A 21,386-nucleotide genomic window follows, 5' to 3' on the forward strand; every position below is an offset into this window, starting at 1 on the left:
TCCTAAAAAATAATATTAAAAGTAATTATCTCAAGATAGTTAACTTTCACCAAGCTATTTTATTTCATTAGCGGGTATTAATACCTTTCAAACGCATAATTTAAACGGTTGTTTAAATTATTCACCTCGGTTATAGTCAATATCATCTATTATGTATTAGTGTTGAAGGTCTTTTTCATTTATTTTTAACATTCAAGTAAAGATAACCTATACTAAAATAAGCAGTTTTATCCATAATTCAAACAATATAGCTTTAAAGTTAATACCTGTTAACGTTATTGTGCTAAAGAAGAGGAATCATATATGTCTACGAACGTAACAATCCCGACTGAAGGTCAAGCCATTACCTGTGAAAATGGGCAGCTATGTGTCCCGAATAATCCTATTATCCCTTTTATTGAAGGTGATGGTATTGGCATCGATGTAACACCGCCAATGATTAAAGTTGTTAATGCTGCTGTTGAAAAAGCTTATAACAGTGACCGTAAGATCCACTGGATGGAAGTTTATGCCGGTGAAAAGGCAACCCAAGTTTACGATTCAGAAACATGGTTACCTGATGAAACATTAGAAATGTTTAAGCAGTTTAAAGTTGGTATAAAAGGGCCGTTAACTACGCCTGTAGGTGGTGGCATGCGTTCATTAAACGTAGCACTTAGACAAATATTAGATCTATATGTTTGCCAACGCCCAGTACAATGGTTTACCGGTGTACCCAGCCCGGTTAAAAAGCCAAGCGAAGTAGACATGGTTATTTTTCGAGAAAATTCAGAAGATATCTATGCTGGTATTGAGTATAAAGCGGGTTCTGATCAAGCCAAGAAAATGATTAAGTTTTTAACCGATGAAATGGGCGCAACAAAAATTCGTTTCACCGAGAACTGTGGTATAGGTATTAAGCCGGTATCTAAAGAAGGTACCGAACGCTTAGTGAGAAAAGCCATTCAGTATGCTATTGATCACGACAGAGAGTCGGTAACTTTAGTACACAAAGGTAATATCATGAAGTATACCGAGGGCGCCTTTAAAGAATGGGGTTACCAATTAGCACGTGATGAATTTGGTGCTGACTTTATTGCGGGTGGTCCTTGGTGTTCATTTGTAAACCCAAAAACGGGTAAAGAGATCATCATTAAAGATGTTATTGCTGATGCAATGCTACAGCAAATTTTATTAAGACCCGCAGAATACAGTGTTATCGCAACATTGAATTTAAACGGTGACTATATATCTGACGCATTAGCAGCACAAGTTGGCGGCATTGGTATTGCACCAGGCGCGAACATGAATGATGATATTGCTATTTTTGAAGCAACGCATGGCACAGCACCAAAATATGCGGGTTTGAACAAGGTTAATCCAGGCTCTGTTATTTTGTCTGCAGAAATGATGTTGAGACATATGGGTTGGGTTGAAGCCGCTGATTTATTACTTAAAGGTATGTCAGGAGCTATTAACGCTAAAACAGTCACTTACGATTTTGAACGTTTGATGGATGGTGCAACACTCGTTACATGTTCAGAGTTTGGTGATTGTATTATTGACCATATGTAATATTAACGACATTAAGTTATAGAAAGAGGATCAGTCGGACACTATTCGACTGGTCTTTTTTAATGATAATTATTGTAATATTTACCCTAGAAAAAGCTTTAATAGTTTATAACCAAAATCTGTAATGGAACCGTGATGCACAAAGGACAATTAACAAGTTGGAAAGATAATAAAGGCTTTGGCTTCATTCAATCGAGTGAACTGACTAAAGATACCTTTATCCATATATCATCATTAAAAGAGATGAGTAGAAAACCTAAAGTAGGTGATTTAATTTATTTTGAAGTAGAAAAGCAAGCTAACGGTAAAAGCAAAGCCGTTAATTGTCGTATTGAAGGTGTTGAAGCTAAAGTTATACAAGCACATAAACCTCGTATTTATAGAAATACTTCAGCCGTTAAGAGTAAGCTTGTTTTAATATTAGTACTAATAGGTATTGGTGCTTTTGCATTTCAACGACTAGGCTTAGCGCCTTAACATTTAACACGATAAACAACGTTCGTAATTTATCGCGTTGCTAGACGATGAGTTTATGGAATGAATAAGAGGTGATTAAAATTATAATAGCAGATCAGAAGTTTTTTATTCTACGAGTAATTACGGGGAGCACTTCTCTATATTCCACATAGCTCACTATGTCCGATACTCTTCAGTATTGGACATAGTACGTATAATGGTTTAGACTGCCTTTATACGTACTATCTACTTGGTTTTCAAAATAATGTTGTTAAATAAACCTGTTCCTTTATATCCACCATACATTGATTTGTGTGATTTTGATTTTGATGACTACCCAGAGTTAGATAAAATATTCTCATCAAATGAACCTTGGTGGCTTGAACAATTTGATTGGGGGAAAATTTTCCTTACTTATATTGGTAGAAATAAATCTACACACACTTATGACCGATTTAGAAATGACGTTGAACGTTTTCTTTTATGGTCATTTATTGAAAAGAAGAAACCAATAGACCAATTACGTAAATCAGACTTACTTGAATATGCTGACTTTTGTTGGCAGCCACCAGTTACTTGGATTGGTACATCAAATCAAGAACGTTTCAAAATATCCAATGGTTATTCTTTGGCTAATGAGCTTTGGTTCCCATATAAAATCCAAGCACCTAAAAGTCTAAAATCTGAATATATCATCGATAAGAAAAAATATCGTCCATCACAACAAACACTTTCATCAATGTTTACCGCAATTATCGTTTTCTACAACTATTTAATGGCTGAGGATTTTTGCATTGGTAATCCCGCACAAATAGCTAAAAAAGATTGCCGACATTTTATAATCGACTCTCAAGTTAAAGAAGTTAAACGTTTAACCGCTAGCCAATGGCAATATGTTTTAGATACAGCCATTGAAATGGCTGATGAAAACCCACTATTTGAACGAAATTTATTTGTTATATCTGCATTAAAAACTCTTTTTTTAAGAATTTCGGAACTATCAGAACGTGCAAATTGGTCACCTACAATGGGACACTTTTGGCAAGATGATGATGAAAATTGGTGGCTTAAAGTCTTTGGAAAAAGCCGTAAATTACGTGATATCACGGTTCCTCTTGATTTCTTACCTTTTTTAGAGCGTTACCGCTCTTCACGAGGTTTATTAGGCTTGCCATCCAGTAATGAAAATTCAATTCTTGTTGAGAAAGTTCGTGGCCAAGGTGGTATGACATCTCGACATTTACGCCGTTTAGTTCAAAGTGTTTTCGATCAAGCACATGAAAATATGCGCAGATCCGAAGGTGAAAATAAGGCATTAAAATTGAAAGAAGCTTCTGCCCATTGGTTAAGGCATACCGGTGCAAGTATGGAAATTGAACGTGGGCGCCCTCTTAAAGATATTTCAGAAGATCTGGGTCATGCAAGCATGGCAACAACCGATACGGTATATGTTCAAAGTGAAAATAAAAAACGTGCTGAAAGTGGTAAAAAACGACGGGTTAATTAATCCTACACTCATTTATTTGTATAACTTACAGCCAACTTAATAAATGAATGTAGACCTTAATATCGCGTTAATATTTTCTATTTAATGGCAACAGCTTTTAACGCTAATGCGGGATCTAAACGCATATTAAACCAATTAATACGCCAATCTAAATGAGGACCTGTAGTTCTGCCACTAGAGCCAACGGCAGCAACAACTTGTCCTTTTTTAACTTCGTCACCGGTTTTAACGTAAGATTTACTTAAATGTAAAAAACTAGAAGTAATACCATGACCGTGATCTATTATCATAGTGCCACCTGAATAAAACATATCAGATACGAACATTACCACAGTGCCTGCTGCGGGAGCTTTGACTGGATCGCCGGTTTTTCCTGCGTAATCTAAACCATAATGAGGACGTTTAGGTACACCATTAAAAACCCGTTGGCTACCATAAACACCCGTAATAATGCCTGTTATTGGTGCAATAAAACCTTTTGCAAAATCAGTTTTAGTACTTAAGGTTTGTCTGGCTGTACTCACTTGCGCGCCATCTTGCTTAGAACGAGTAACAGCTTTTGGATTGGGGTTCATTATTTTTTTGGCAATACCTTCAATACGTTGAATATCGTATTGACGCTTTAACGGTGTTAAAGTCTTTAATTCTTTTTCACCATTTGGCTGAGTGATCATTAATTGATGCGTTTTATCATCATCGCGGCTAAATCCAAAAACATAATCGCCATACTCAGATAAAGGCAGTACTTTTCCATCAAAGGTAACAACATTATCATTAGCTGTTTTACCTATAACTAAAGCGCCCTGCTTTATTTCTCCGGAAAGCTTAATATCAGCAAACGAGTGCTGATTAAAAAAAACACCGATTAAACATAAGGTTATAAGCTTAGTGTTTTTAGTATTAAGCATTTGCAATCGCGCCTTTACCAACACCTTCAAAGGCAACAACCGTTACCTCACGTTGATTATCAGCAACTAATTGTCTGGCAATAAAGTCGGCTAAAAGCTCAACGGTTGAGTCACAATCGACAACGTCTAATACCGTATTCTCAACCGCGATGTCAAAGCGACCTTGTGGCGCGGTATAAGAAAAGAAATGGTGATCGGGCGTCAAATTATGTTGAGCAAAATTTGACAGTTCAATATCTGCTTTTGCAACACGGTCAACATCTGAAGCAATATAAATATCTTGCCAACGTAAGCACCATGCTTTTTCTAATGCAGCTACCCGTTGACCTTTTTGTAAGATATGAATAGTAGAACGGTGACCATGAGCAATACGCTGACAATTTCCGTCATGTAATTTTAAACCATGGGTGTAATGGTAAAAATCGCCACTTATATTCTCTGGTCGAAGGGTTAGCTTAAGACCTTGAACATTTTGTGGTAATTGCTCAAGAATTATTGCGGTTAAATGCTCAGTAACAGATGCTACATCAATCGTATCGCTAGTAATTTTAGCAAAAGCACATTTTGGTGACTGCAAATAGTAACTGGCCCGCTCACTAATAAAATCAACGTATTCATGGTTTTCCTGATGTAATGAATCAGTAACAGTCATACATTCGTTTTTCATCGGTAATAATAATTTATGATCAACAGCATCATCTATAATTGCTTTAATTTGCTTTTTAACCACAGCAAAGTCAAGCACCATGCTCATTTCATTGAGAGCACCATCAAGGAGTACATCAACGATCCAACTCTCGCCGACAATGCCACGTTCCTGGCAACAGTATGAAAAATCAATGACCGTTAAATCATTTACAAATAATTGCATTATTACTTCCTATTTAAATCTAGTCTTTTACTTGCCAAGCAATAGTATCGTTAGCACGGATTGGCACAACAACATCATGACCAAACGAAATCGTCGCTGGTACATGCCATTGGGCTTTTTCTAAAGTTATTTTATCGCTATTAACGGGTAAATTATAAAATGCTGGCCCATGTAAACTCGCAAAGCCCTCTAATTTATCCAAGGCCCCTGCTGCTTCAAATGCTTCAGCATAGAGCTCAATTGCTGCATGTGCCGTATAAGATCCTGCACAACCACAAGCCGATTCTTTGGCATGTTGTGGGTGAGGAGCAGAATCAGTTCCTAAGAAAAACTTACGACTCCCTCCAGTTGCTGCAGCAATTAATGCTTGTTGATGAATATTACGTTTCAAAATAGGTAGACAGTAGTAATGAGGTTTAATCCCGCCAACTAACATATCGTTACGATTAAATAATAAATGGTGAACGGTAATGGTCGCCGCAACGTTATCACCTGCTTGCTCAACAAATTCAACCGCATTTTTAGTGGTTATATGTTCTAAAACTATTTTTAATTCCGTATATTTTGCTACTAAGGGCGTTAAAATAGTTTCAATAAATATCGCTTCACGATCAAATATATCAATATGGCTGTCAGTCACTTCGCCGTGGACCAATAAAAGCATGCCCACTTCTTGCATTGCTGCAAGTACATCAGCGATGTTATCAATACTCGTCACACCAGAAGAAGAATTTGTCGTTGCTCCAGCAGGATACAACTTAGCCGCAAAAACAAGACCCGTTGCTTTAGCGTCGTATATTTCTTGTACGGTTGTTTTATCAGTTAAATAAAGCACCATTAATGGTTGAAATGGCGTACTTTGTTTTGAGCCGTTTATATTAGCAGCCATAATGCGTTGATGATATTGCGTCGCTAATTCAGCATTGGTAACGGGAGGAACTAAGTTTGGCATAATAATAGCGCGGCCAAAGTAACGGCTAATATCTGGAACTGTGGTCGTTAAAGCATCGCCATCGCGTAAATGTACATGCCAATCGTCTGGGCGAGTAATGGTTAATGTTGTCATTTTTATACCTATAAATTAGTTAACTAACTTTAAAATTCTGTATTTTCAGATTGATGAGCGTCTTGCTCTTTCTTATCAGCTGTTTGCAATAACGCTAATAATTGATCTTTTAAATTTGGGGGGACTTTATAAATAGTAATACTTTCATTTGCCGCATTGTAAACAACGTCTTCACCAAAGTGGCTGCGTTCAAAGCTCAAGCTAATACCATTACCATACCCTGAGTACTTAGTGACTTTATTAACAACCGTTTGATCATGTGGAAAAGATTCTTCCAACGGATAAGATTGCTCTTGGCAAAATTGATGAAAATCTTGAGTAGCGCCCTCTTGCTTGATCACTTGCCCTATTTCTTGAATGGAGACATCCTGAGCAGCGCTTTTTTGTTCTTTACAGTAACTCAATAATTCTTTGCGGGTATTCTGTTTTTCTGTCGCATCAAGTTGATTAACAGCAACATAATCTTCAACAGCCTGCACTAACGTTTGTGTCTGTTCTTTGGAATTTAAGCCTTCTTCACAACCTAAAAAGTCTAAAAAGAAATCAGAAACAACACGACCCGCTCTACCTTTGATAAACGAAACATACTTATTACCTTGCTGGTTTTCTTTATAATCAAATAAATCGATACGCGCTGCTAATTGCATACGCGCGGTATCAAGGTGTTTGTCAGCAGAAATATTCAATTCGCCATCAACAGAATAATGTTCAGAAACGGGGATCACTGTAGCTAGTAAATAACGACCGCCCATATACTCATAGTGGCAAACAACTAAGTAGCCGGTTTCAGCCAGGTTATATTTTTCCAATTCATTTTTTAATAAATTAGCCGCCTGACTACTAAAAGCATAAAAACTTTGTGATTCACCTAAATAGCTTTCCATAATATCAACAAAACGAGCAGTATCTCCTGCTGCAGGCATAGTGGTAAAATGTCCGTAGGCTTTACTCGCTTTAGCATTATAGATTTTATGAAGTCCATCAACAAAATTTTCAATCTTATTGCTGATTTCGATAGATTCTGGCCCTAAACGCAGCACAACTTCACCGGTTTCTTCTTTTTTGGTTAAAAAATGTAGGGCAATGTTTGAAATAATTAAGCTCATAGTTAAAGGCCAGTTTTATATTGTTCAGGCATTTGATAAACTTGTACCAATCTATCAAATAACCTATTAAGTATTTAAGATGCCTATTGTATCCAAGTATTCGAATGAACGTGTAGAAAAAATTATCCAAGATTTACATAATGTTTTAGTTAATGAGTCTGCAACCCCTGATCTAGCGCTAATGTGCTTAGGAAATACCTTAACAGAAATTATTAATAAAAATATTCCTGAAGCAAAAAGAGCTGATATAGTAACCAATTTCACCAATGCTTTAAAAAAGTCAGTCCTATAATTACCCCTATATTCATAAAATATAGAACTGATAAACTACAATAATAAGAGAATGATAATTAACTATGGTTGCATTTGATTCAAAAACGTATAGCAAGCGCCTGTTACACCTGATCAGTTGGAGCCATTGGTTCACTTTTTTTAATATAATTGCCGCCATTGGATTATCATCCTTTTATATTTTTAGTGAAGGAGGTCCCGAGACATTCCTTGGACAATTTTATTTAATCACCACGTGGTTTAGTCATATGGGTTTTTTAACCTTTATGACTTTTGTTTTAATATTATTCCCGATCACCTTAATATTTCCACATACCCGTTTTATTCGAGCGACAGCCTCGGTAGTCTTTACCCTGCAATTGTTAATATTACTGCTTGATGCTTATATATATAACAGTTTGGGTTACCATCTAAATGCTTCTTCAAGCGCACAAATTGTTGATCTAATTAGCACGCAAATACAACATAACAGCCGTATTTTTTGGTTTGTTAGTATCGTATTAACCTTGTTTATTTTAGCGTTCGAATTAATTATAAGTAATTATGCGTGGAAACATTTAAGAGACTTACAGAAAGTCGTCTTCGCAAAGTTTGTTGTTATCGGTTTAGTTTGTTCTTTTTTCTTTAGCCACTTATTACATATTTGGGCTGATGCGAACTTAGAATATGATATTTTAAGACAAGACACAGTATTACCTTTGTCATACCCATCGACGGCTAAAACATTACTCACAAAATACGGTATGTTTGACCGTGAAGCATATATAGAAAGAACAACAAGCCCACTAGCCTTTACCAATGCTATTCCTCAATACCCACTGCTCAATGAAGCCTGTGTTTCACAAACACCAATACAAAAATCAGTATTTATGGTGGTTAACGATGTCAGCTTAACAGATAAACAGATCAAGCAATTTAAGCAGAGAAACACCCAAAACCAGTTAACGCTCGAACATCATATAGATAACGCCTTACACAAAAACGCGTGGTTTAACTTGTTTTACAGCTTGCCAAGTATTTACCAAGAAGGCTTGGAAGAACAAAAGGCGATCCCTTTACTCTTTCAATTATTAGACAGAAATAAGTTGGCAAGTTCATACACAATGATCCATGGCTATGACAAGATAAATAAAGAGCTAGTACTAGAATCACAAGGTTTTGAACCTTTATTTAATCAGCAAACGATACTTGATAATATTTCATCACTAGTCTTTGCTGATAAGCTTAATAGCTTACCTGTAGGTTTACATTTATTTTATTTTGCTGACAGTAATACTTACCAATTTGAATTGTTTATGGATGCATTGCTGCTAGCACAAAAAACAAAACAAACTAAAGATATTATTTGGATCACTTCCGTTGGTAACAAGACCAAGGCGACCAGTTTATCTATTAAACCTTCGTTACTCATTTTGCCTGAAAGTGAAAGTAAGACAGTGAGCCATTTAACCAGTCACATGGATATTCAACCAACCTTAATACAGGAATGGTTAAACTGTGACATTAATGAAAAAACCTATAGTAATGGCAAAAATGTTCTGCAGTTATCCAAAGACCGTATTATTGCCAATACCATGGACGATGGCATGATGGTATTTAGTAAAGACAAATCAGTGTTTATTGATCAAAATGGTAATTTCCAAAGCTACTCTCGACAATTAGCGGCCCCTATAATGGTAAACTCTGATTTTCCATTAATGATTGACGGGGTTAACTTTATTAAGCAGTTTAGTAAGCAGGCAGAGAAATTGAACAATAAATAAACTAACAGATTGATTTTCTATATTTTATATTGCAATCAGTATTTAAACCATTATTATACAGGCAGTAAACAGATTAACCCTCTTAATGTTTACTTATTCGGGGTATAGCGCAGCTTGGTAGCGCGTGCGTCTGGGGGACGTGAGGTCGCAAGTTCGAATCTTGCTACTCCGACCACATTTATAAATCAAGACGTCCTAGGGCGTCTTTTTTTATGCCTAAAGATCAATCCAAACCACTAAACAGCAAAATTATAACGCTTTTTACAAACCTATATTGTGTTATAAAATCCCACCGCTAATGTAACACTCCAAGTAACACTATCTATTACTCATGATTATGATGTTTTTAGAAAGATCTGATTGTTTAATTATTATAATATTGATGTGTCATAGCAAAATAGCATAACCGTTAGGCAATACTTAAGTTAAGGCCGCAAAAGACAAAAATTATAATTTTGCTGATACTTTAGCCTTACAAATGACACCAAGAAAAGATAATGGATAAAAGAGATCACAGTATTACTTTAGCTACGCTCTCTTTTTACCGTGTTAGAAATATACAAACCTCTCAACATCGTGAACGCCTGTTCCCCACATAGGTGAGTTTATGAAAAAACAGAACCGTCCTTTGCTATTTTAATCTTTTCTCTTACATATGTTTCAAATCCTGAAAGTTCTCAATTTTAATGTTTCTTAATTCTTCTACAAAGTGCGCTGCTTTGTATTTAACTGCTTCTCGCTGATAATGTTTCGCGCAGTTTTCTGGAATAAGAAAAAATTCTTCATCCTCATCCCAATCAAAGGCTTCTACGTAGTCGATTTCTATACTTCCTGACCCATCTTCTGAGTAACAAGCAAAGGCGACATCATACTATTTTGTTTCAGGCTGCTTGCTAAAGACAGACTCTAAATCGTCGATGATATGCTGAACTTTCATTTAGCTTCCTAGACACAATGACTCCCCACAAGGTGCTAGCCTCTAAATGTGGGTTAGTTTTACAAACCAGAGCCATAATATATGTGTCAACATTATCAAACAGAGGCTAGCATGATAAAACATAACATACTTTTCATTGGCTTAGATACCCATAAAACATTTACTGAAGTCGCTTATATTGAAGACCAACGTGGCGCTAAATCAACTCATCTAGGTAAAATACTCAGTAATAAAGCCGCCTTTAAAAAACTCGCACGACAATTACAATCAAAATATCCAGATGCCACACTTCATTTTGTTTACGAAGCAGGTCCTTGTGGCTATTGGATTTACCGCTTTCTCACCAGCCTTAATCATTGTTGCTATGTCATCGCACCTTCTCTTATCCCTAAAAAACCAGGAGATAAAATCAAAACCGATAAACGTGATGCGCTCAAACTTGCAAAGCTGCTCAAGTCTGAAGACTTAACATCTATCTATGTCCCTGAGCCCGAAGATGAAGCCGTACGGGACTTATCTCGGGCACGAGAAACAGGCATGAAAGACTTAAAGGATGCTAAATATCAACTTAAAGCATTGTTATTACGTAACAACATTAACAGCAAAATAAAAGATAACTGGTCATTACAACATTTGCGTTGGCTCGCTGAATTAGTATTACCTCATCCTTGTCAGCAAATTGTTTTGCAAGAAGCGGTTTTAACCATTAATGAACGACTAAAACGCTTAAAAAGGCTGGATAATGAATTAACACATCAAGTGAAAAACTGGCGGTTTTATCCTGTAGTTAAAGCGATACAGGCGCTCCGTGGTGTGAGGTTATTAGTCGCCACAGGAGTGATTGCCGAACTAGGTGACTTATCACGGTTCGACCATCCCAGAAAATTAATGAGTTACCTTGGTCTTGTACCAAGTGAACATTCAAGTGGCGATAAACGCCATTTAGGTGCTATTACCAAATGCGGTAACAGCCGTGCAAGACGACTACTGGTCGAAGGTGCACATTCGTATAAACACAACGCCAATATTTCAAAAGAAATGCAATTAAGACAAGAAGGCTTAAGCAAAGAAATTATTGATATGGCTTGGCAAGCTCAACTGAGGTTGTGCCGCCGCTATCAACGACTCATGCATAAAGGCAAACATCGTAATGTGGTCGTTACGGCCATCGCCAGAGAAATGATCGCTTATATTTGGGCTATTTCTCGCGAGGTAGTGCTACCAAAAATTGATGTGAAGCTAAGAATATCGACAGTACCTGCATGAATAAAAGTTTTGAGTTAGCGCATGGGATCAAGCATCGGGTGTGGCACAATCACCGACGGCGTTAGGACGGCAATAGCCTAACGGCTATTGAACCGCGAACATAGACTGAAGACAGGTGCCACGACGAAATGAGTAAGGTAGGCGCTGCTAGCAAACAAGTTAGTAATTCACGAATATCAGCATGATAACCGACGAAATTACTTGCTTCATTCTATGCGTTAACTCACTTAATACTAAAAGTGAATACAATGATTCTGAAATTAATGAACAAGGATCAGTGTATTTAACTTGACGTGGGGAGTCATACCAACGCCCAATTAACGGGCTAAAAATAGTTGGTTAAAATTAGCAACGAAGGAGCAAAAGCCAACTACTTTTCTCCTTGTTTAACAGCATGTTATAGCTAAACTTCACGTTTAGGGCAATTTTCCAAGTACTTAGTCTCAGTTGGGTTTCTACTAGTCGAAAAATCCATACGGACAGAAGTTAAAACTGGCGTATTATTTTTATTTTTCTCTGTTGCTTGCCACTTCCATTTAACTAGCGCGGCGGCGGCATTATTATCAAATACACCTTTAGGATATGATGAGCGAATCTTATACCCTTTAGCTTTTCCATTTTGATCAATGCCAACGATCAAATCAACACAACCTGATATATTATTTCTTGCAGCTGAAACTGGGTATCTTGGATCAATTCTTTTTGCAACACTCCAATATTCTTCAACGAGTTTAACTTGTTCTTTACCTGATAAGTCAAGGTAATCAATTTTAGTTTCTTCAACTTTAGTTGTTGAAGTACAGGAAACCACAAAAAGTGCAAGTGGCAGTAATAGATATGATTTATTCAAAGCTTTCTCCTTTAGCTCTAACGCCGCAATAAGCGGCTAAAAATGGTTGGCTATAATGTGAACGAAGTGAAACAGCCAGCTGTTTTTTGTCCATTTAATTGCCTTGTTATATATTTTATACCATAATCTAATATATATTGGTACAAACAAGGGTTTCATTATGGCTAAAAATACTAGCGTCACACTAGGCGATCACTTTGATCAGTTTATTAACCAACAACTTAACACAGGTCGTTACGGTTCAGCGAGTGAAATTGTTCGAGCTGGGTTAAGAGCTTTAGAAGATCAAGAGACTAAACTATTAAATTTACGCAATATGCTTATTCAAGGTGAACAAAGCGGTATAGCTGATTACAGTTATGATTCTTTATTAACAGAATTAGATAACGAAAATCACTAATGAAAAAATTAGTATTATCCGCTAAAGCGAAATCAGATTTAATTAAAATAGCTCTATACACTCAACTTACATGGGGAACCACGCAACGAAATGATTATTTAAAAATATTAGATAGCACATTTCGATTATTAGCTGAGGAGCCAGAGTTAGGAATAAACTGTGATTACATCAGAGAGGGTTACAGTAAATATCCTCAAGCTAGCCACGTAATTTATTACAAAGAACATAAAGTAAATCAAATATTAATTGTACGTGTGCTGCATAAAAGTATGGATGTTAACTCTGCTATCTAGAAAAATATAGACACAATGACCCCCCACAAGGTGCTAGCCTCTAAATGTGGGTTAGTTTTACAAACCAGAGCCATAATATATGTGTCAACATTATCAAACAGAGGCTAGCATGATAAAACATAACATACTTTTCATTGGCTTAGATACCCATAAAACATTTACTGAAGTCGCTTATATTGAAGACCAACGTGGCGCTAAATCAACTCATCTAAGCACAGTCTTTTTGAATAGTGTGTGGACGATACATTGCCCGTTCTTTTGTTTCTCTCTCTTTATTTGGATCCTCTATACAGACAACAGATTCGATAATAGCGAGGTAATCCAACGGTAGCTTTGTTTCTTTTGCCCCAACAATGACGTGATTTAGGTACCAAGTATATGGTTTTAATGAAGGGTCTATTTTAATTGCGCAATAAATTAGTGCTTCGAACGTTTTTCCCTGTTCATTTATTACGGATACTGTTTTTTCATTATACCCAGACCCTAAACTTTCCGCTCTATCTAAAATGGGTTTCTCATTTTCATCTATCTCAAAAAGAGCGCCTACGACCACGTCATCACTATTATTCGTATAAAAAGAGTCGCATTTACCTGATCCATCTTTGCCACTCATATTAAAACGCAACTGATGATTTTTAAGACTTACTGTGTCAATTTTTTGGGCACTTGGCACCCTTTGTTGAAGTCTTATAAGGGACATGTTTGAACCATATGCAAAATACTTCATCAAAACTCCTCTGCGATTAATACCTGATCAACAGGCAAATAATTATTGGTTAAAAATATAGAACACAAACATTTAACTATTTATTGTTTGAAATTCTATGACATCGGCTTAAAGGGTAACAAAAAAACATTAGCTTTTACATGTTCGTATTGCTTATATGTTTACGCTTGGGATGGCTTAACCGTTAGTATGGAGCTTAACTCAAATAAGTCATTTTGATTTTTCATATAAACTACTCGAAAAATCAAAGCATACATTACCCCAGCACTTAGTTTATATAAGATGTTTATTAATCTAAGGGTAATGCGATAACAAATTGTGTAGATTCATCAACCGTACTAAAACAGGTAACTTTACCGTTCAAACTTTGAGTGACTAGGTTATAGAGAATACTTAGCCCTAGACCAGAACCTTTTTGCCGTTGCGTTGTATAAAAAGGTTCAAACACCTTTTCTATCTTTCCCACTTCAATACCACAACCATTATCTTGCACAGTAAGCATTAGCATTTCATTTTGTACTTTAAAACTGATTTTTATTTGACCATTAATTATTTCTTTAAATGCATGAGTTAAGGCGTTATCAATCAAAATAGTTACTATTTGTGCAATCGTACCTGGTGATGTTAAAAGGGGTAAGGTTTCATCTCCTGATAAAAATATTTTTATATTCTTTTCACTAACCCGAGACGACAATGTCGAAATAATATCATTTAAATATTTAAAGAAATTAATTGTGCGTTTTTCGTCATTTGATTGGTCAACGGCTATCCTCTGAAAATTCCTTAGCAATTCAGAGGCCCGCTCTAAATTACGTAAAATTATATCGCTACTACCAATCAAGCTGTTACATTGATTAACAAACGCTGTTCTTCTAATTTTTCCACTTTCCACCGCTTTTTTAATCAGTTGCGCGCTATGTTCTAAATTACTAGCCCCCGTTACAGCAATACCAAGAGGCGTATTAATCTCATGGGCAACACCGGCAACTAAATTACCTAAGGCCGCCATTTTTTCAGACTCAACAAGCTGGTCTTGTGTTGACTTTAATGACTCAAATGCTACGGCTAATTTTTTGTAAGTTTGACTTAGCTCTTTCGTACGCTCTTCAACTTTTTCTTCTAATTCATCTCGAGCTTTACCGAAATCGGCGAAAAGCCCCACCGCTTGCGGTGAGGGATGGATAGCCGAGATTGCATAGCAATCTAATGCGGCCTATCTTGCTGCTCGATTGTATTGCTTAAGAACCTCTATCGGCGCTCCGCCGACAGAGCATGCATAATAACCAGAGCTCCAAAGTGCATTCTACCTCCAAGCTACCTGATTTAACTGCGGAAACCACAACTTCATCTCTCGACCTGTAATACTTTTTAAAACATTAACTAATCGTGAAATTGAAATAGAAGGCAGGTAAGAGATAATCATGTGAACATGATCTGACTCCCCATTAAACTCAACCAATTCTGACTTTAGTTTTAAACATTCTCTTTTTATTATAAAGTTCATTTTATATAACATCTCGCTCGTAAACTTCCGCTCACGATATTTAGTAACAAATATAATGTGAGCTTGAATTAAATACGAAGAATGAGCGCTCTTTTTATATTTCATACAGACACTTATTGACACTGGTTATTTATACAGTATAGTCGTCATTATGAGTTTAATCAGCGTTTCGAAATTTAATATCGGTCAGACAACACCTTTGCAAACAGAGTTGCGAAGAGAGTCAGCTCGCCTTTGGAACGATATGGTTAAACTGCACAAATTCATCCGAAAACGCCGATGGAAGTGGCCTTTTAGAGGTGATTTTGAAAAGCACTTTAAAAGTAAGTACCGACTTCATAGCCAGACAAACCAGGCGCTTATTAAAAAGTTCTTTGCTAACATCGAAACAACCTCAGAGAATCGAAAAGCTGGCGATAAAAAAGCTCGTTATCCGTACCGTGACAGGAAGCACTTCCAGGTAGTAATGTACAAGGCTTCGGCGATAAAAAGAAAAGGTAACCGCGTCATTCTTTCAAACGGACTTGGAGTTAAAAAACTCATCGTTCGCATTCCAAAAGATATACCCATTGGTAAAATCACAGGGGCGGAGCTTAGTTTTCGGGAGCTTAGGCTCACGATAAAGCAAGATATCAAAACCATTAAGTCCGCTGGCAGCAACGTAGTTGCTGCTGACTTAGGTGTAATTCATCTTGCAGCGATGACCGATGGCGAAACGTCGGAGATCATAGTTGGTCGCGGTCTTCGCTCGTTAATTCAGTATAGAAACAAGAAGCTCGCTGAATTCTCAAGACTGCTTTCAAAATGCAAGAAAGGGTCTAGACGGAGCCGAAAATTACGAGTAGCAAAAGCTAAAATGCTGTTCAGAAATGACAATCAGCAGCGCAATTTTCTCCATCATGCATCCAAGCAAATGATTGATTATTGCGTGAAACAACAAGCAGGTATGCTTGTTGTGGGCGATTGCATCAATATGAGTAAGAATGCTCGGAAAAAGAAGAAAGGCTCAAGACGTTCAAATCAAATGAACAGCAACAATCCCCTTGGGCAGCTACTCACCTATCTTAAATACAAAGGTAAATTCCAAGGTGTAGAGCTTGATAAAATAGGAGAGCAGTACACCACTCAGACTTGCCCGAAATGCGGTCATAGACACAAACCTTCGGGGCGCAATTACCAGTGTAAAAATCCAGAATGTGATTTCATTGGAGTGCGGGATTTGGTCGGTTCGGCCAACATTAAAAATAAATTCGAGAACGGTAGAATAGAAAAAGGATACCTTCTCCCGCCACTTGTGGCAAAGTATCGCAGACCTGTAAAAGTCCCTGTAATAAGGCTGAACTGCGTAGTCCATCTGACAGATGGCATGTTGCTTGATAACACCCTTGATGCGGCTCAGGCACTTTCGAGTGCAGGTGGTAAAACACCGTCTGAGCTATTTCACGTGGCCTGATCAAGAATCCTCACCGCTTGCGGTGCAGGAGCTGTCAATTAACTCGACCTGCATATTTTTTAATTCAGAAATGTCATCGTAAGTACCAACGATACCAATAACTTCATTAAACTCATTAATAATCGGTCGTTTAGAGGTGCGTAACCAGATGGTTTTTCCATTAGCATGGGTTTGAGGTTCTTCTGAAGCGATTAAATGCTCTCTTGAGGTCATTGTATGAGCGTCATCTGACCTATACAGCTCTGCCTGTTCAGGAAATATATCAAAATCAGTCACTCCAACAATGTCAGAAGGCGAATTAAGATGGGCATCATTTGAAAAAGCTTTATTACTTCCTAAATAAACAGATTCTCTGTTTTTCCAAAAAACACGCTGTGGCATTAGGTTCAATACGGTTTGAAGCGTGTTGATTTGTGTACCTTTTTGCCTATTTGTATGGTCGGCAGAAAAAACATAATGAATAAATTGATAGAGCGGGCTAGATGTTTTAATCACGGTATTAGGCGTATTCGCTTGATAGCTAATTACACCTATAAGCTCATCATCCACGGTAAAGGGTAACACAAAGCAATTATCGTCTTGAGAATCGCTAAAATCTGTTTTGTTTAAGAAACTAACAGTGACTTGGCTTTTACTTTGTTTTATTTCTTGTAATTGACGATTTAATAAACAAATAGTGTCGGGTAATTCGCTTTGATTTACATTAACAACGACACGCTCTTCACTTGGCTCATTATTTTGCGTGTTCAAACAGTAACTATTGTAATGTGACTTTTTATTTTGAATATCTTTGTAAACTACGGTAAAAATAAAGAATGGACTGTTCAAGAGCACTGACAGCTTTTTCATCGCGAAAGAGAAATGCTCTGTATTGGTGAAATTAGTTTCTGAATCTAATGATAATAAACGTATAAACTCTAATTGTTGTTCACTATTAGTCACTTAGGTGCCCTTTCTTAGTTATACCCCTATTAAATATATATGATGATTGAAATTAAGCATAATTATTTATTATTTACTGATGTAAAAATAAACAGCAGGATAAACTGCCATTAGGTAAGCTATACCTAACGCCCTTTTATTTAATAAGTGTTTATATCCCTATCTAGGTTTGGTGCGAACACCGGGTATGGTATCGGTTAATACCGATACCTCCACTAAGCAATTACTCTCTATTTTTAATATAAAGCCTGATACCAAAGGTGGTTAGGGTTGCTAATAGTAATAAACCTAAAACGCCAAAAACTAAATTTACATTTTTAAATGGCGTCCATTGAAGGTAATGAATTTTATAAAGTCTGTTAATTAACTTAGTATCATCGCCCTTCTGGCTTAATCTTAAGCTTACCCAATCAAGATTTATTTCAACACCTGTGCTAGTTTTTGCATTTGTTCCATCAATAGAAATAATGTCGCCATAACGCTCTTTATTTTCTGAAAGCGCATCATCAATAAGGCGTTTATATTCTAACTTAGTTGGCAACCCTTTAACTTGAAGCGTAACAGGGTCTAAATGTTCCGTTTTTCCTTGCGATTTAACCAATAAATGATGCCCTAAAATAGTTTTGATGAGTTTAACTTCACTCCAATTTTCTTTTGGATCAACTAATAACTGTGTTGCTAGGGGATAAGTTTTTAATGATAATTGTTCATAAGCCCCTTTGTAGCCGGGTTTAATAAAAAATATGACCCCGGTAATTGTCCAACCAAACATTGGTAATATGAGGATTAAACCTATGAATCTATGTATTTTTCTACTTGTCATTTTATCTATCTTATTGTTGGAGACTGAAATCTTAATTGCATAATAACAGCAATAACCCGCTCATTAGTAAAATGCAATGAGATGGAGTTAAGCGCTACAATTAATGAATGCTACTTATTAGTAGGTTTGTTATGTATAGGTTTAATAAGTGGCTGTGAAAAACGCAACAGTAACAGTAAGCCTATAATTGCCGCTGCAAAGAAAAGGTACTCACCAAAAGTGCAGTTATCTTGCTGTATTTCTCGATGTTACTTTTTTAATCTAGCCATTTTAGCCTCATTGAGACTGACTGTTTTGATACACGGTTGACATTATTCATTAATGGTTATTATTTTAGGTCGGTAAAGTGAGCCCAAAATGCCCCCAAAGAGATTTTTATAGATCGCTTCTATCTCTTCTTTGGAGATACTGCCACCATGTATTAGCATTTCAAGTACCTCACCTGGCTCTTTAACAAGGTAACCAGAAGAACTAAAGCCATTATTTAAATAGAATGCTTTTCGTTTTACTCGTTGTGAATAATTTTGTTGTTGTACTTGAAGTTCTTCAATATTTAATACAACTCTGTTTTCATGCTTCTCTTTCAATGCGTCTAATACCTTACTCCCATAACCAGACGAACGCTGATCCTCTGCTATAGCAAAGAAATGAACAAAGACAATATCTTTATACTCGGTAAGATAGATTAAACCAATCCAGTTATTATTTTCATAAAGAACGCTAAAGCCGTCCTTCCCTTTTCTTAATATGAAGCGAAGCAACCAAGAAGGAACACGCCTTACTGTCGTAAAAGCCTCTTTATAAAGCTCAATAACATTTCTATAATTAACGTCATATTTAGAAAGTGGGCTGAATTTTATGCTCATAGTATTACTCATATCCTTTGAATCTATTGATTAGCAGTCAGGGCTTTTGTACCTTAGCCGTATATGTTTTTAAAGTGCTTGTGCTTTTACTAACATCGTTAGATATTTAACCACTCCATGGCTAAGCCAATATAAATACGCACAACCAAAAGTAACGCGTTACCTTTAAGTTATTGATATAGTTGTTACTTATTAAATCACTTTATAAAAAGCATAACATTGAGGATTAACATCCATTTTAGGTTTCACTGCTTAACATGGCTTTAAGCAATGAAAATTTAGTCCATTTATCGCTAATTGACGTCGGATCAATAGCGATAAATTTTTACTACTAGGCTACCTAAATAATAAGTTAGGTCTACAAATTGAAAAAAAACTTCTAGTTACTGCGCGTTAATCGCGGCGCTCATTGATTGCTCAGCAACTTGCTCTAACCACTTAAGATCGACAGTTTGGTGGGCTTCACAAATAAACCAAGGTTCACGTGAATCCGGCTCTAACATAACGCCATTGTCGATTAAGTTAAGCGCGAATTGCGTATAAAGATCACTGTTAGTTTTTTTCCAATCACGATAATTTTGTGGTACTTCACTACCAAAATGTACGCCAAACATTGCATCGGGTCCTGCAAAACAATGTTCAATATCAAATTTTGTAAACACTCTTGAGAGTAACGCTTGAATTTTTTGACCTACTGTCGCAATCGTTTCAAGTGCATCGGTTTCTTTAAGCACGGTTAATGTCGCTTTAGCTGCGCTCAGTGCCACCATATTAGCGGTATAAGTGCCGCCGTGAGTTACCCCGTCTTTTGCAAATGATATAGCATCCATAACATTAGCTTTACCACCAAAAGCAGCAATCGGGTAACCGTTGCCCATAGCCTTTGCATACGTGGTTAAATCAGCATAGATACCATATAAGGCTTGTGCTCCGCCCTTGGCAACACGAAAACCCGTTTTGACTTCGTCCATAATGAGCAAAGAACCATTGGTATCACAAGTGTCACGCAACTTTTGCATATAGGCTTGCGTTGAGGCAATCGAACCACAGTTACCCATGATAGGTTCAATCAATATAGCCGCAATATCATGACCATGTTCAGCGAAAACAGTATCGATAGCTTTAAAATCGTTAAGCGGTACACTTACTTGATGTTCACGCGTACTTTGTGGGATACCTGCGCCAAAAGGTATAATTTCAGGCGCGTTTTCATCAGTGATTTCCCAGTTATCTACATCAGATTTCCACATCACTTCATCATGCAGTCCATGAAAGCCACCTTCAACCACGACTATTTTATTACGTTTTGTAAATCCACGAGCGGTGCGCACTGCGCCAATAACCGCTTCGGTACCTGAATTAGCAAAGCGCATTTTATCGATATTAGGGCAAAGTGACTTCACCAATTCAACCACATCAGAATCAAGACCGGTAGAGAAACCCGAAATGGTGCCAACGCTAGTGATCGCGTTAATCACTTCATTGTCTACGCGTTCGTCACGATAACCAAGAATAATTGGGCCATAGGCTAAACGAAAATCAACAAACGTTTGTTGATCACAATCGGTGATGGTACAGCCTTTCATGCTGCTTAAAAATACGGTGTTTTCTTCACCCCAATAACGGTAGCTGTCTGCAACCCCTAACGGCATATTTTCGTGGGCTCTTTTTAGCATAGCATTGCTTTGGGGCTTAAGTGGTTTAGTCATGATCGCTCTTTATATCACTGAATGTTTTAAACATTAATTAACGTAAATTTTATCGGGTGATAATACAGGGATAGCGCAATTTCAGGAAGAGTAA

General features: G+C 36.9%; 20 protein-coding genes, 1 tRNA gene and 2 pseudogenes. 11 read left to right on the forward strand and 12 right to left on the reverse strand.

Going from position 1 to position 21,386, the window contains the following annotated elements:
* Window positions 1-303: 303 nt before the first annotated feature.
* From icd to A3Q34_RS00495, 3 genes and pseudogenes are all read left to right on the forward strand, one after another.
* Window positions 304-1,554: an NADP-dependent isocitrate dehydrogenase gene (gene icd / locus A3Q34_RS00485; protein ID WP_070373577.1), complete on the forward strand. Its 1,251-nt coding sequence runs from the start codon at window positions 304-306 to the stop codon at window positions 1,552-1,554.
* 135 nt (window positions 1,555-1,689) lie between these two features.
* A pseudogene (locus A3Q34_RS21175) lies at window positions 1,690-1,906 on the forward strand (cold shock domain-containing protein); the annotation flags it as partial.
* Window positions 1,907-2,275: 369 nt separating this feature from the next.
* On the forward strand, window positions 2,276-3,517 hold the full coding sequence (locus A3Q34_RS00495; RefSeq protein ID WP_070373579.1) for a tyrosine-type recombinase/integrase: 1,242 nt from the start codon (window positions 2,276-2,278) through the stop codon (window positions 3,515-3,517).
* Window positions 3,518-3,594: 77 nt separating this feature from the next.
* Here A3Q34_RS00495 and A3Q34_RS00500 read toward each other — a convergent pair whose 3' ends face one another.
* Genes A3Q34_RS00500 through yejK form a run of 4 tightly spaced genes read right to left on the reverse strand, consistent with a single transcriptional unit; the run spans window position 3,595 to window position 7,468 of the window.
* On the reverse strand, window positions 3,595-4,425 hold the full coding sequence (locus tag A3Q34_RS00500) for a M23 family metallopeptidase (RefSeq protein WP_083277842.1): 831 nt from the start codon (window positions 4,423-4,425) through the stop codon (window positions 3,595-3,597).
* Window positions 4,418-5,296: a 6-carboxytetrahydropterin synthase gene (locus A3Q34_RS00505; RefSeq protein ID WP_070373580.1), complete on the reverse strand. Its 879-nt coding sequence runs from the start codon at window positions 5,294-5,296 to the stop codon at window positions 4,418-4,420. Before A3Q34_RS00505 ends, A3Q34_RS00500 begins: the two co-directional genes overlap by 8 nt.
* Before the next feature lie 19 nt (window positions 5,297-5,315).
* A complete protein-coding gene (pyrC, locus tag A3Q34_RS00510; protein ID WP_070373581.1) occupies window positions 5,316-6,362 on the reverse strand; it encodes a dihydroorotase in 1,047 nt (348 codons plus the stop codon).
* Window positions 6,363-6,391: 29 nt separating this feature from the next.
* Window positions 6,392-7,468, reverse strand: coding sequence for a nucleoid-associated protein YejK (yejK, locus tag A3Q34_RS00515; RefSeq protein ID WP_070373582.1), 1,077 nt, complete (start codon window positions 7,466-7,468; stop codon window positions 6,392-6,394).
* Between the two features lie 79 nt (window positions 7,469-7,547).
* On the opposite strand from yejK, the gene A3Q34_RS00520 reads away from it, so the two are divergent.
* From A3Q34_RS00520 to A3Q34_RS00535, 4 genes are all read left to right on the forward strand, one after another.
* A complete protein-coding gene (locus A3Q34_RS00520) occupies window positions 7,548-7,760 on the forward strand; it encodes a DUF1414 domain-containing protein (RefSeq protein ID WP_070373583.1) in 213 nt (70 codons plus the stop codon).
* A gap of 64 nt (window positions 7,761-7,824) precedes the next feature.
* On the forward strand, window positions 7,825-9,522 hold the full coding sequence (locus A3Q34_RS00525; protein ID WP_070373584.1) for a DUF3413 domain-containing protein: 1,698 nt from the start codon (window positions 7,825-7,827) through the stop codon (window positions 9,520-9,522).
* A 98-nt stretch (window positions 9,523-9,620) separates the two neighbouring features.
* Window positions 9,621-9,697 (forward strand) — tRNA-Pro (locus A3Q34_RS00530).
* A gap of 873 nt (window positions 9,698-10,570) precedes the next feature.
* Window positions 10,571-11,725, forward strand: coding sequence for an IS110 family transposase (locus A3Q34_RS00535; RefSeq protein ID WP_070373585.1), 1,155 nt, complete (start codon window positions 10,571-10,573; stop codon window positions 11,723-11,725).
* 403 nt (window positions 11,726-12,128) lie between these two features.
* Here A3Q34_RS00535 and A3Q34_RS00540 read toward each other — a convergent pair whose 3' ends face one another.
* Window positions 12,129-12,575: an energy transducer TonB gene (locus A3Q34_RS00540; protein ID WP_070373586.1), complete on the reverse strand. Its 447-nt coding sequence runs from the start codon at window positions 12,573-12,575 to the stop codon at window positions 12,129-12,131.
* A 160-nt stretch (window positions 12,576-12,735) separates the two neighbouring features.
* Here A3Q34_RS00540 and A3Q34_RS00545 point away from each other — a divergent pair, with 160 nt between their 5' ends.
* The 3 genes and pseudogenes from A3Q34_RS00545 to A3Q34_RS21180 all read left to right on the forward strand — a co-directional run.
* Window positions 12,736-12,975, forward strand: coding sequence for a type II toxin-antitoxin system ParD family antitoxin (locus tag A3Q34_RS00545; protein ID WP_070373587.1), 240 nt, complete (start codon window positions 12,736-12,738; stop codon window positions 12,973-12,975).
* Window positions 12,975-13,268, forward strand: coding sequence for a type II toxin-antitoxin system RelE/ParE family toxin (locus tag A3Q34_RS00550; protein WP_070373588.1), 294 nt, complete (start codon window positions 12,975-12,977; stop codon window positions 13,266-13,268). The genes A3Q34_RS00545 and A3Q34_RS00550 overlap by 1 nt, the downstream gene beginning before the upstream one ends.
* 109 nt (window positions 13,269-13,377) lie before the next feature.
* Window positions 13,378-13,497 (forward strand): annotated as a pseudogene (locus tag A3Q34_RS21180) (IS110 family transposase); the annotation flags it as partial.
* Here the strand turns inward: A3Q34_RS21180 and A3Q34_RS00555 are convergent.
* The 3 genes from A3Q34_RS00555 to tnpA all read right to left on the reverse strand — a co-directional run bounded on the left by A3Q34_RS00555 (window position 13,477) and on the right by tnpA (window position 15,604).
* The gene (locus A3Q34_RS00555) at window positions 13,477-13,995 is read right to left on the reverse strand and encodes a gamma-glutamylcyclotransferase family protein (protein ID WP_070373589.1); all 519 of its coding nucleotides are present in this window, start codon (window positions 13,993-13,995) and stop codon (window positions 13,477-13,479) included. The pseudogene A3Q34_RS21180 and the gene A3Q34_RS00555 sit on opposite strands and share 21 nt — an antisense overlap.
* Before the next feature lie 289 nt (window positions 13,996-14,284).
* Window positions 14,285-15,157: a sensor histidine kinase gene (locus A3Q34_RS00560; RefSeq protein WP_070373590.1), complete on the reverse strand. Its 873-nt coding sequence runs from the start codon at window positions 15,155-15,157 to the stop codon at window positions 14,285-14,287.
* Between the two features lie 141 nt (window positions 15,158-15,298).
* Window positions 15,299-15,604: an IS200/IS605 family transposase gene (gene tnpA, locus A3Q34_RS21185; RefSeq protein WP_197517629.1), complete on the reverse strand. Its 306-nt coding sequence runs from the start codon at window positions 15,602-15,604 to the stop codon at window positions 15,299-15,301.
* Window positions 15,605-15,650: 46 nt separating this feature from the next.
* On the opposite strand from tnpA, the gene A3Q34_RS00570 reads away from it, so the two are divergent.
* Entirely contained in the window at window positions 15,651-16,952 is a 1,302-nt protein-coding gene (locus tag A3Q34_RS00570) for an RNA-guided endonuclease InsQ/TnpB family protein (protein ID WP_070373591.1), read from the forward strand.
* Here A3Q34_RS00570 and A3Q34_RS00575 read toward each other — a convergent pair whose 3' ends face one another.
* The 4 genes from A3Q34_RS00575 to A3Q34_RS00590 all read right to left on the reverse strand — a co-directional run bounded on the left by A3Q34_RS00575 (window position 16,953) and on the right by A3Q34_RS00590 (window position 21,292).
* Entirely contained in the window at window positions 16,953-17,894 is a 942-nt protein-coding gene (locus tag A3Q34_RS00575; protein ID WP_070373592.1) for a PAS domain-containing protein, read from the reverse strand.
* A 223-nt stretch (window positions 17,895-18,117) separates the two neighbouring features.
* Entirely contained in the window at window positions 18,118-18,717 is a 600-nt protein-coding gene (locus A3Q34_RS00580; RefSeq protein WP_157470703.1) for a hypothetical protein, read from the reverse strand.
* Window positions 18,718-19,028: 311 nt separating this feature from the next.
* A complete protein-coding gene (locus tag A3Q34_RS00585; RefSeq protein WP_070373594.1) occupies window positions 19,029-19,583 on the reverse strand; it encodes a GNAT family N-acetyltransferase in 555 nt (184 codons plus the stop codon).
* Between the two features lie 383 nt (window positions 19,584-19,966).
* The gene (locus A3Q34_RS00590; RefSeq protein ID WP_070373595.1) at window positions 19,967-21,292 is read right to left on the reverse strand and encodes an aspartate aminotransferase family protein; all 1,326 of its coding nucleotides are present in this window, start codon (window positions 21,290-21,292) and stop codon (window positions 19,967-19,969) included.
* Between the last annotated feature and the right edge of the window lie 94 nt (window positions 21,293-21,386).

The organism is Colwellia sp. PAMC 20917 (genome assembly GCF_001767295.1).
Lineage (GTDB): Bacteria > Pseudomonadota > Gammaproteobacteria > Enterobacterales > Alteromonadaceae > Colwellia_A.

Bases quoted from the DNA above. Each gene is read 5' to 3' on its own strand.
- A3Q34_RS00500 (WP_083277842.1), bottom strand. From the start codon at position 4,425: ATGCTTAATACTAAAAACACTAAGCTTATAACCTTATGTTTAATCGGT.
- pyrC (WP_070373581.1), bottom strand. From the start codon at position 6,362: ATGACAACATTAACCATTACTCGCCCAGACGATTGGCATGTACATTTA.
- tnpA (WP_197517629.1), bottom strand. From the start codon at position 15,604: ATGAAATATAAAAAGAGCGCTCATTCTTCGTATTTAATTCAAGCTCAC.
- A3Q34_RS00590 (WP_070373595.1), bottom strand. From the start codon at position 21,292: ATGACTAAACCACTTAAGCCCCAAAGCAATGCTATGCTAAAAAGAGCC.
- icd (WP_070373577.1), top strand. From the start codon at position 304: ATGTCTACGAACGTAACAATCCCGACTGAAGGTCAAGCCATTACCTGT.
- A3Q34_RS00550 (WP_070373588.1), top strand. From the start codon at position 12,975: ATGAAAAAATTAGTATTATCCGCTAAAGCGAAATCAGATTTAATTAAA.
- A3Q34_RS00525 (WP_070373584.1), top strand. From the start codon at position 7,825: ATGGTTGCATTTGATTCAAAAACGTATAGCAAGCGCCTGTTACACCTG.
- A3Q34_RS00580 (WP_157470703.1), bottom strand. From the start codon at position 18,717: ATGACAAGTAGAAAAATACATAGATTCATAGGTTTAATCCTCATATTA.
- A3Q34_RS00495 (WP_070373579.1), top strand. From the start codon at position 2,276: ATGTTGTTAAATAAACCTGTTCCTTTATATCCACCATACATTGATTTG.
- A3Q34_RS00570 (WP_070373591.1), top strand. From the start codon at position 15,651: ATGAGTTTAATCAGCGTTTCGAAATTTAATATCGGTCAGACAACACCT.
- A3Q34_RS00585 (WP_070373594.1), bottom strand. From the start codon at position 19,583: ATGAGCATAAAATTCAGCCCACTTTCTAAATATGACGTTAATTATAGA.
- A3Q34_RS00505 (WP_070373580.1), bottom strand. From the start codon at position 5,296: ATGCAATTATTTGTAAATGATTTAACGGTCATTGATTTTTCATACTGT.
- A3Q34_RS00535 (WP_070373585.1), top strand. From the start codon at position 10,571: ATGATAAAACATAACATACTTTTCATTGGCTTAGATACCCATAAAACA.
- yejK (WP_070373582.1), bottom strand. From the start codon at position 7,468: ATGAGCTTAATTATTTCAAACATTGCCCTACATTTTTTAACCAAAAAA.
- A3Q34_RS00545 (WP_070373587.1), top strand. From the start codon at position 12,736: ATGGCTAAAAATACTAGCGTCACACTAGGCGATCACTTTGATCAGTTT.
- A3Q34_RS00520 (WP_070373583.1), top strand. From the start codon at position 7,548: ATGCCTATTGTATCCAAGTATTCGAATGAACGTGTAGAAAAAATTATC.
- A3Q34_RS00555 (WP_070373589.1), bottom strand. From the start codon at position 13,995: ATGAAGTATTTTGCATATGGTTCAAACATGTCCCTTATAAGACTTCAA.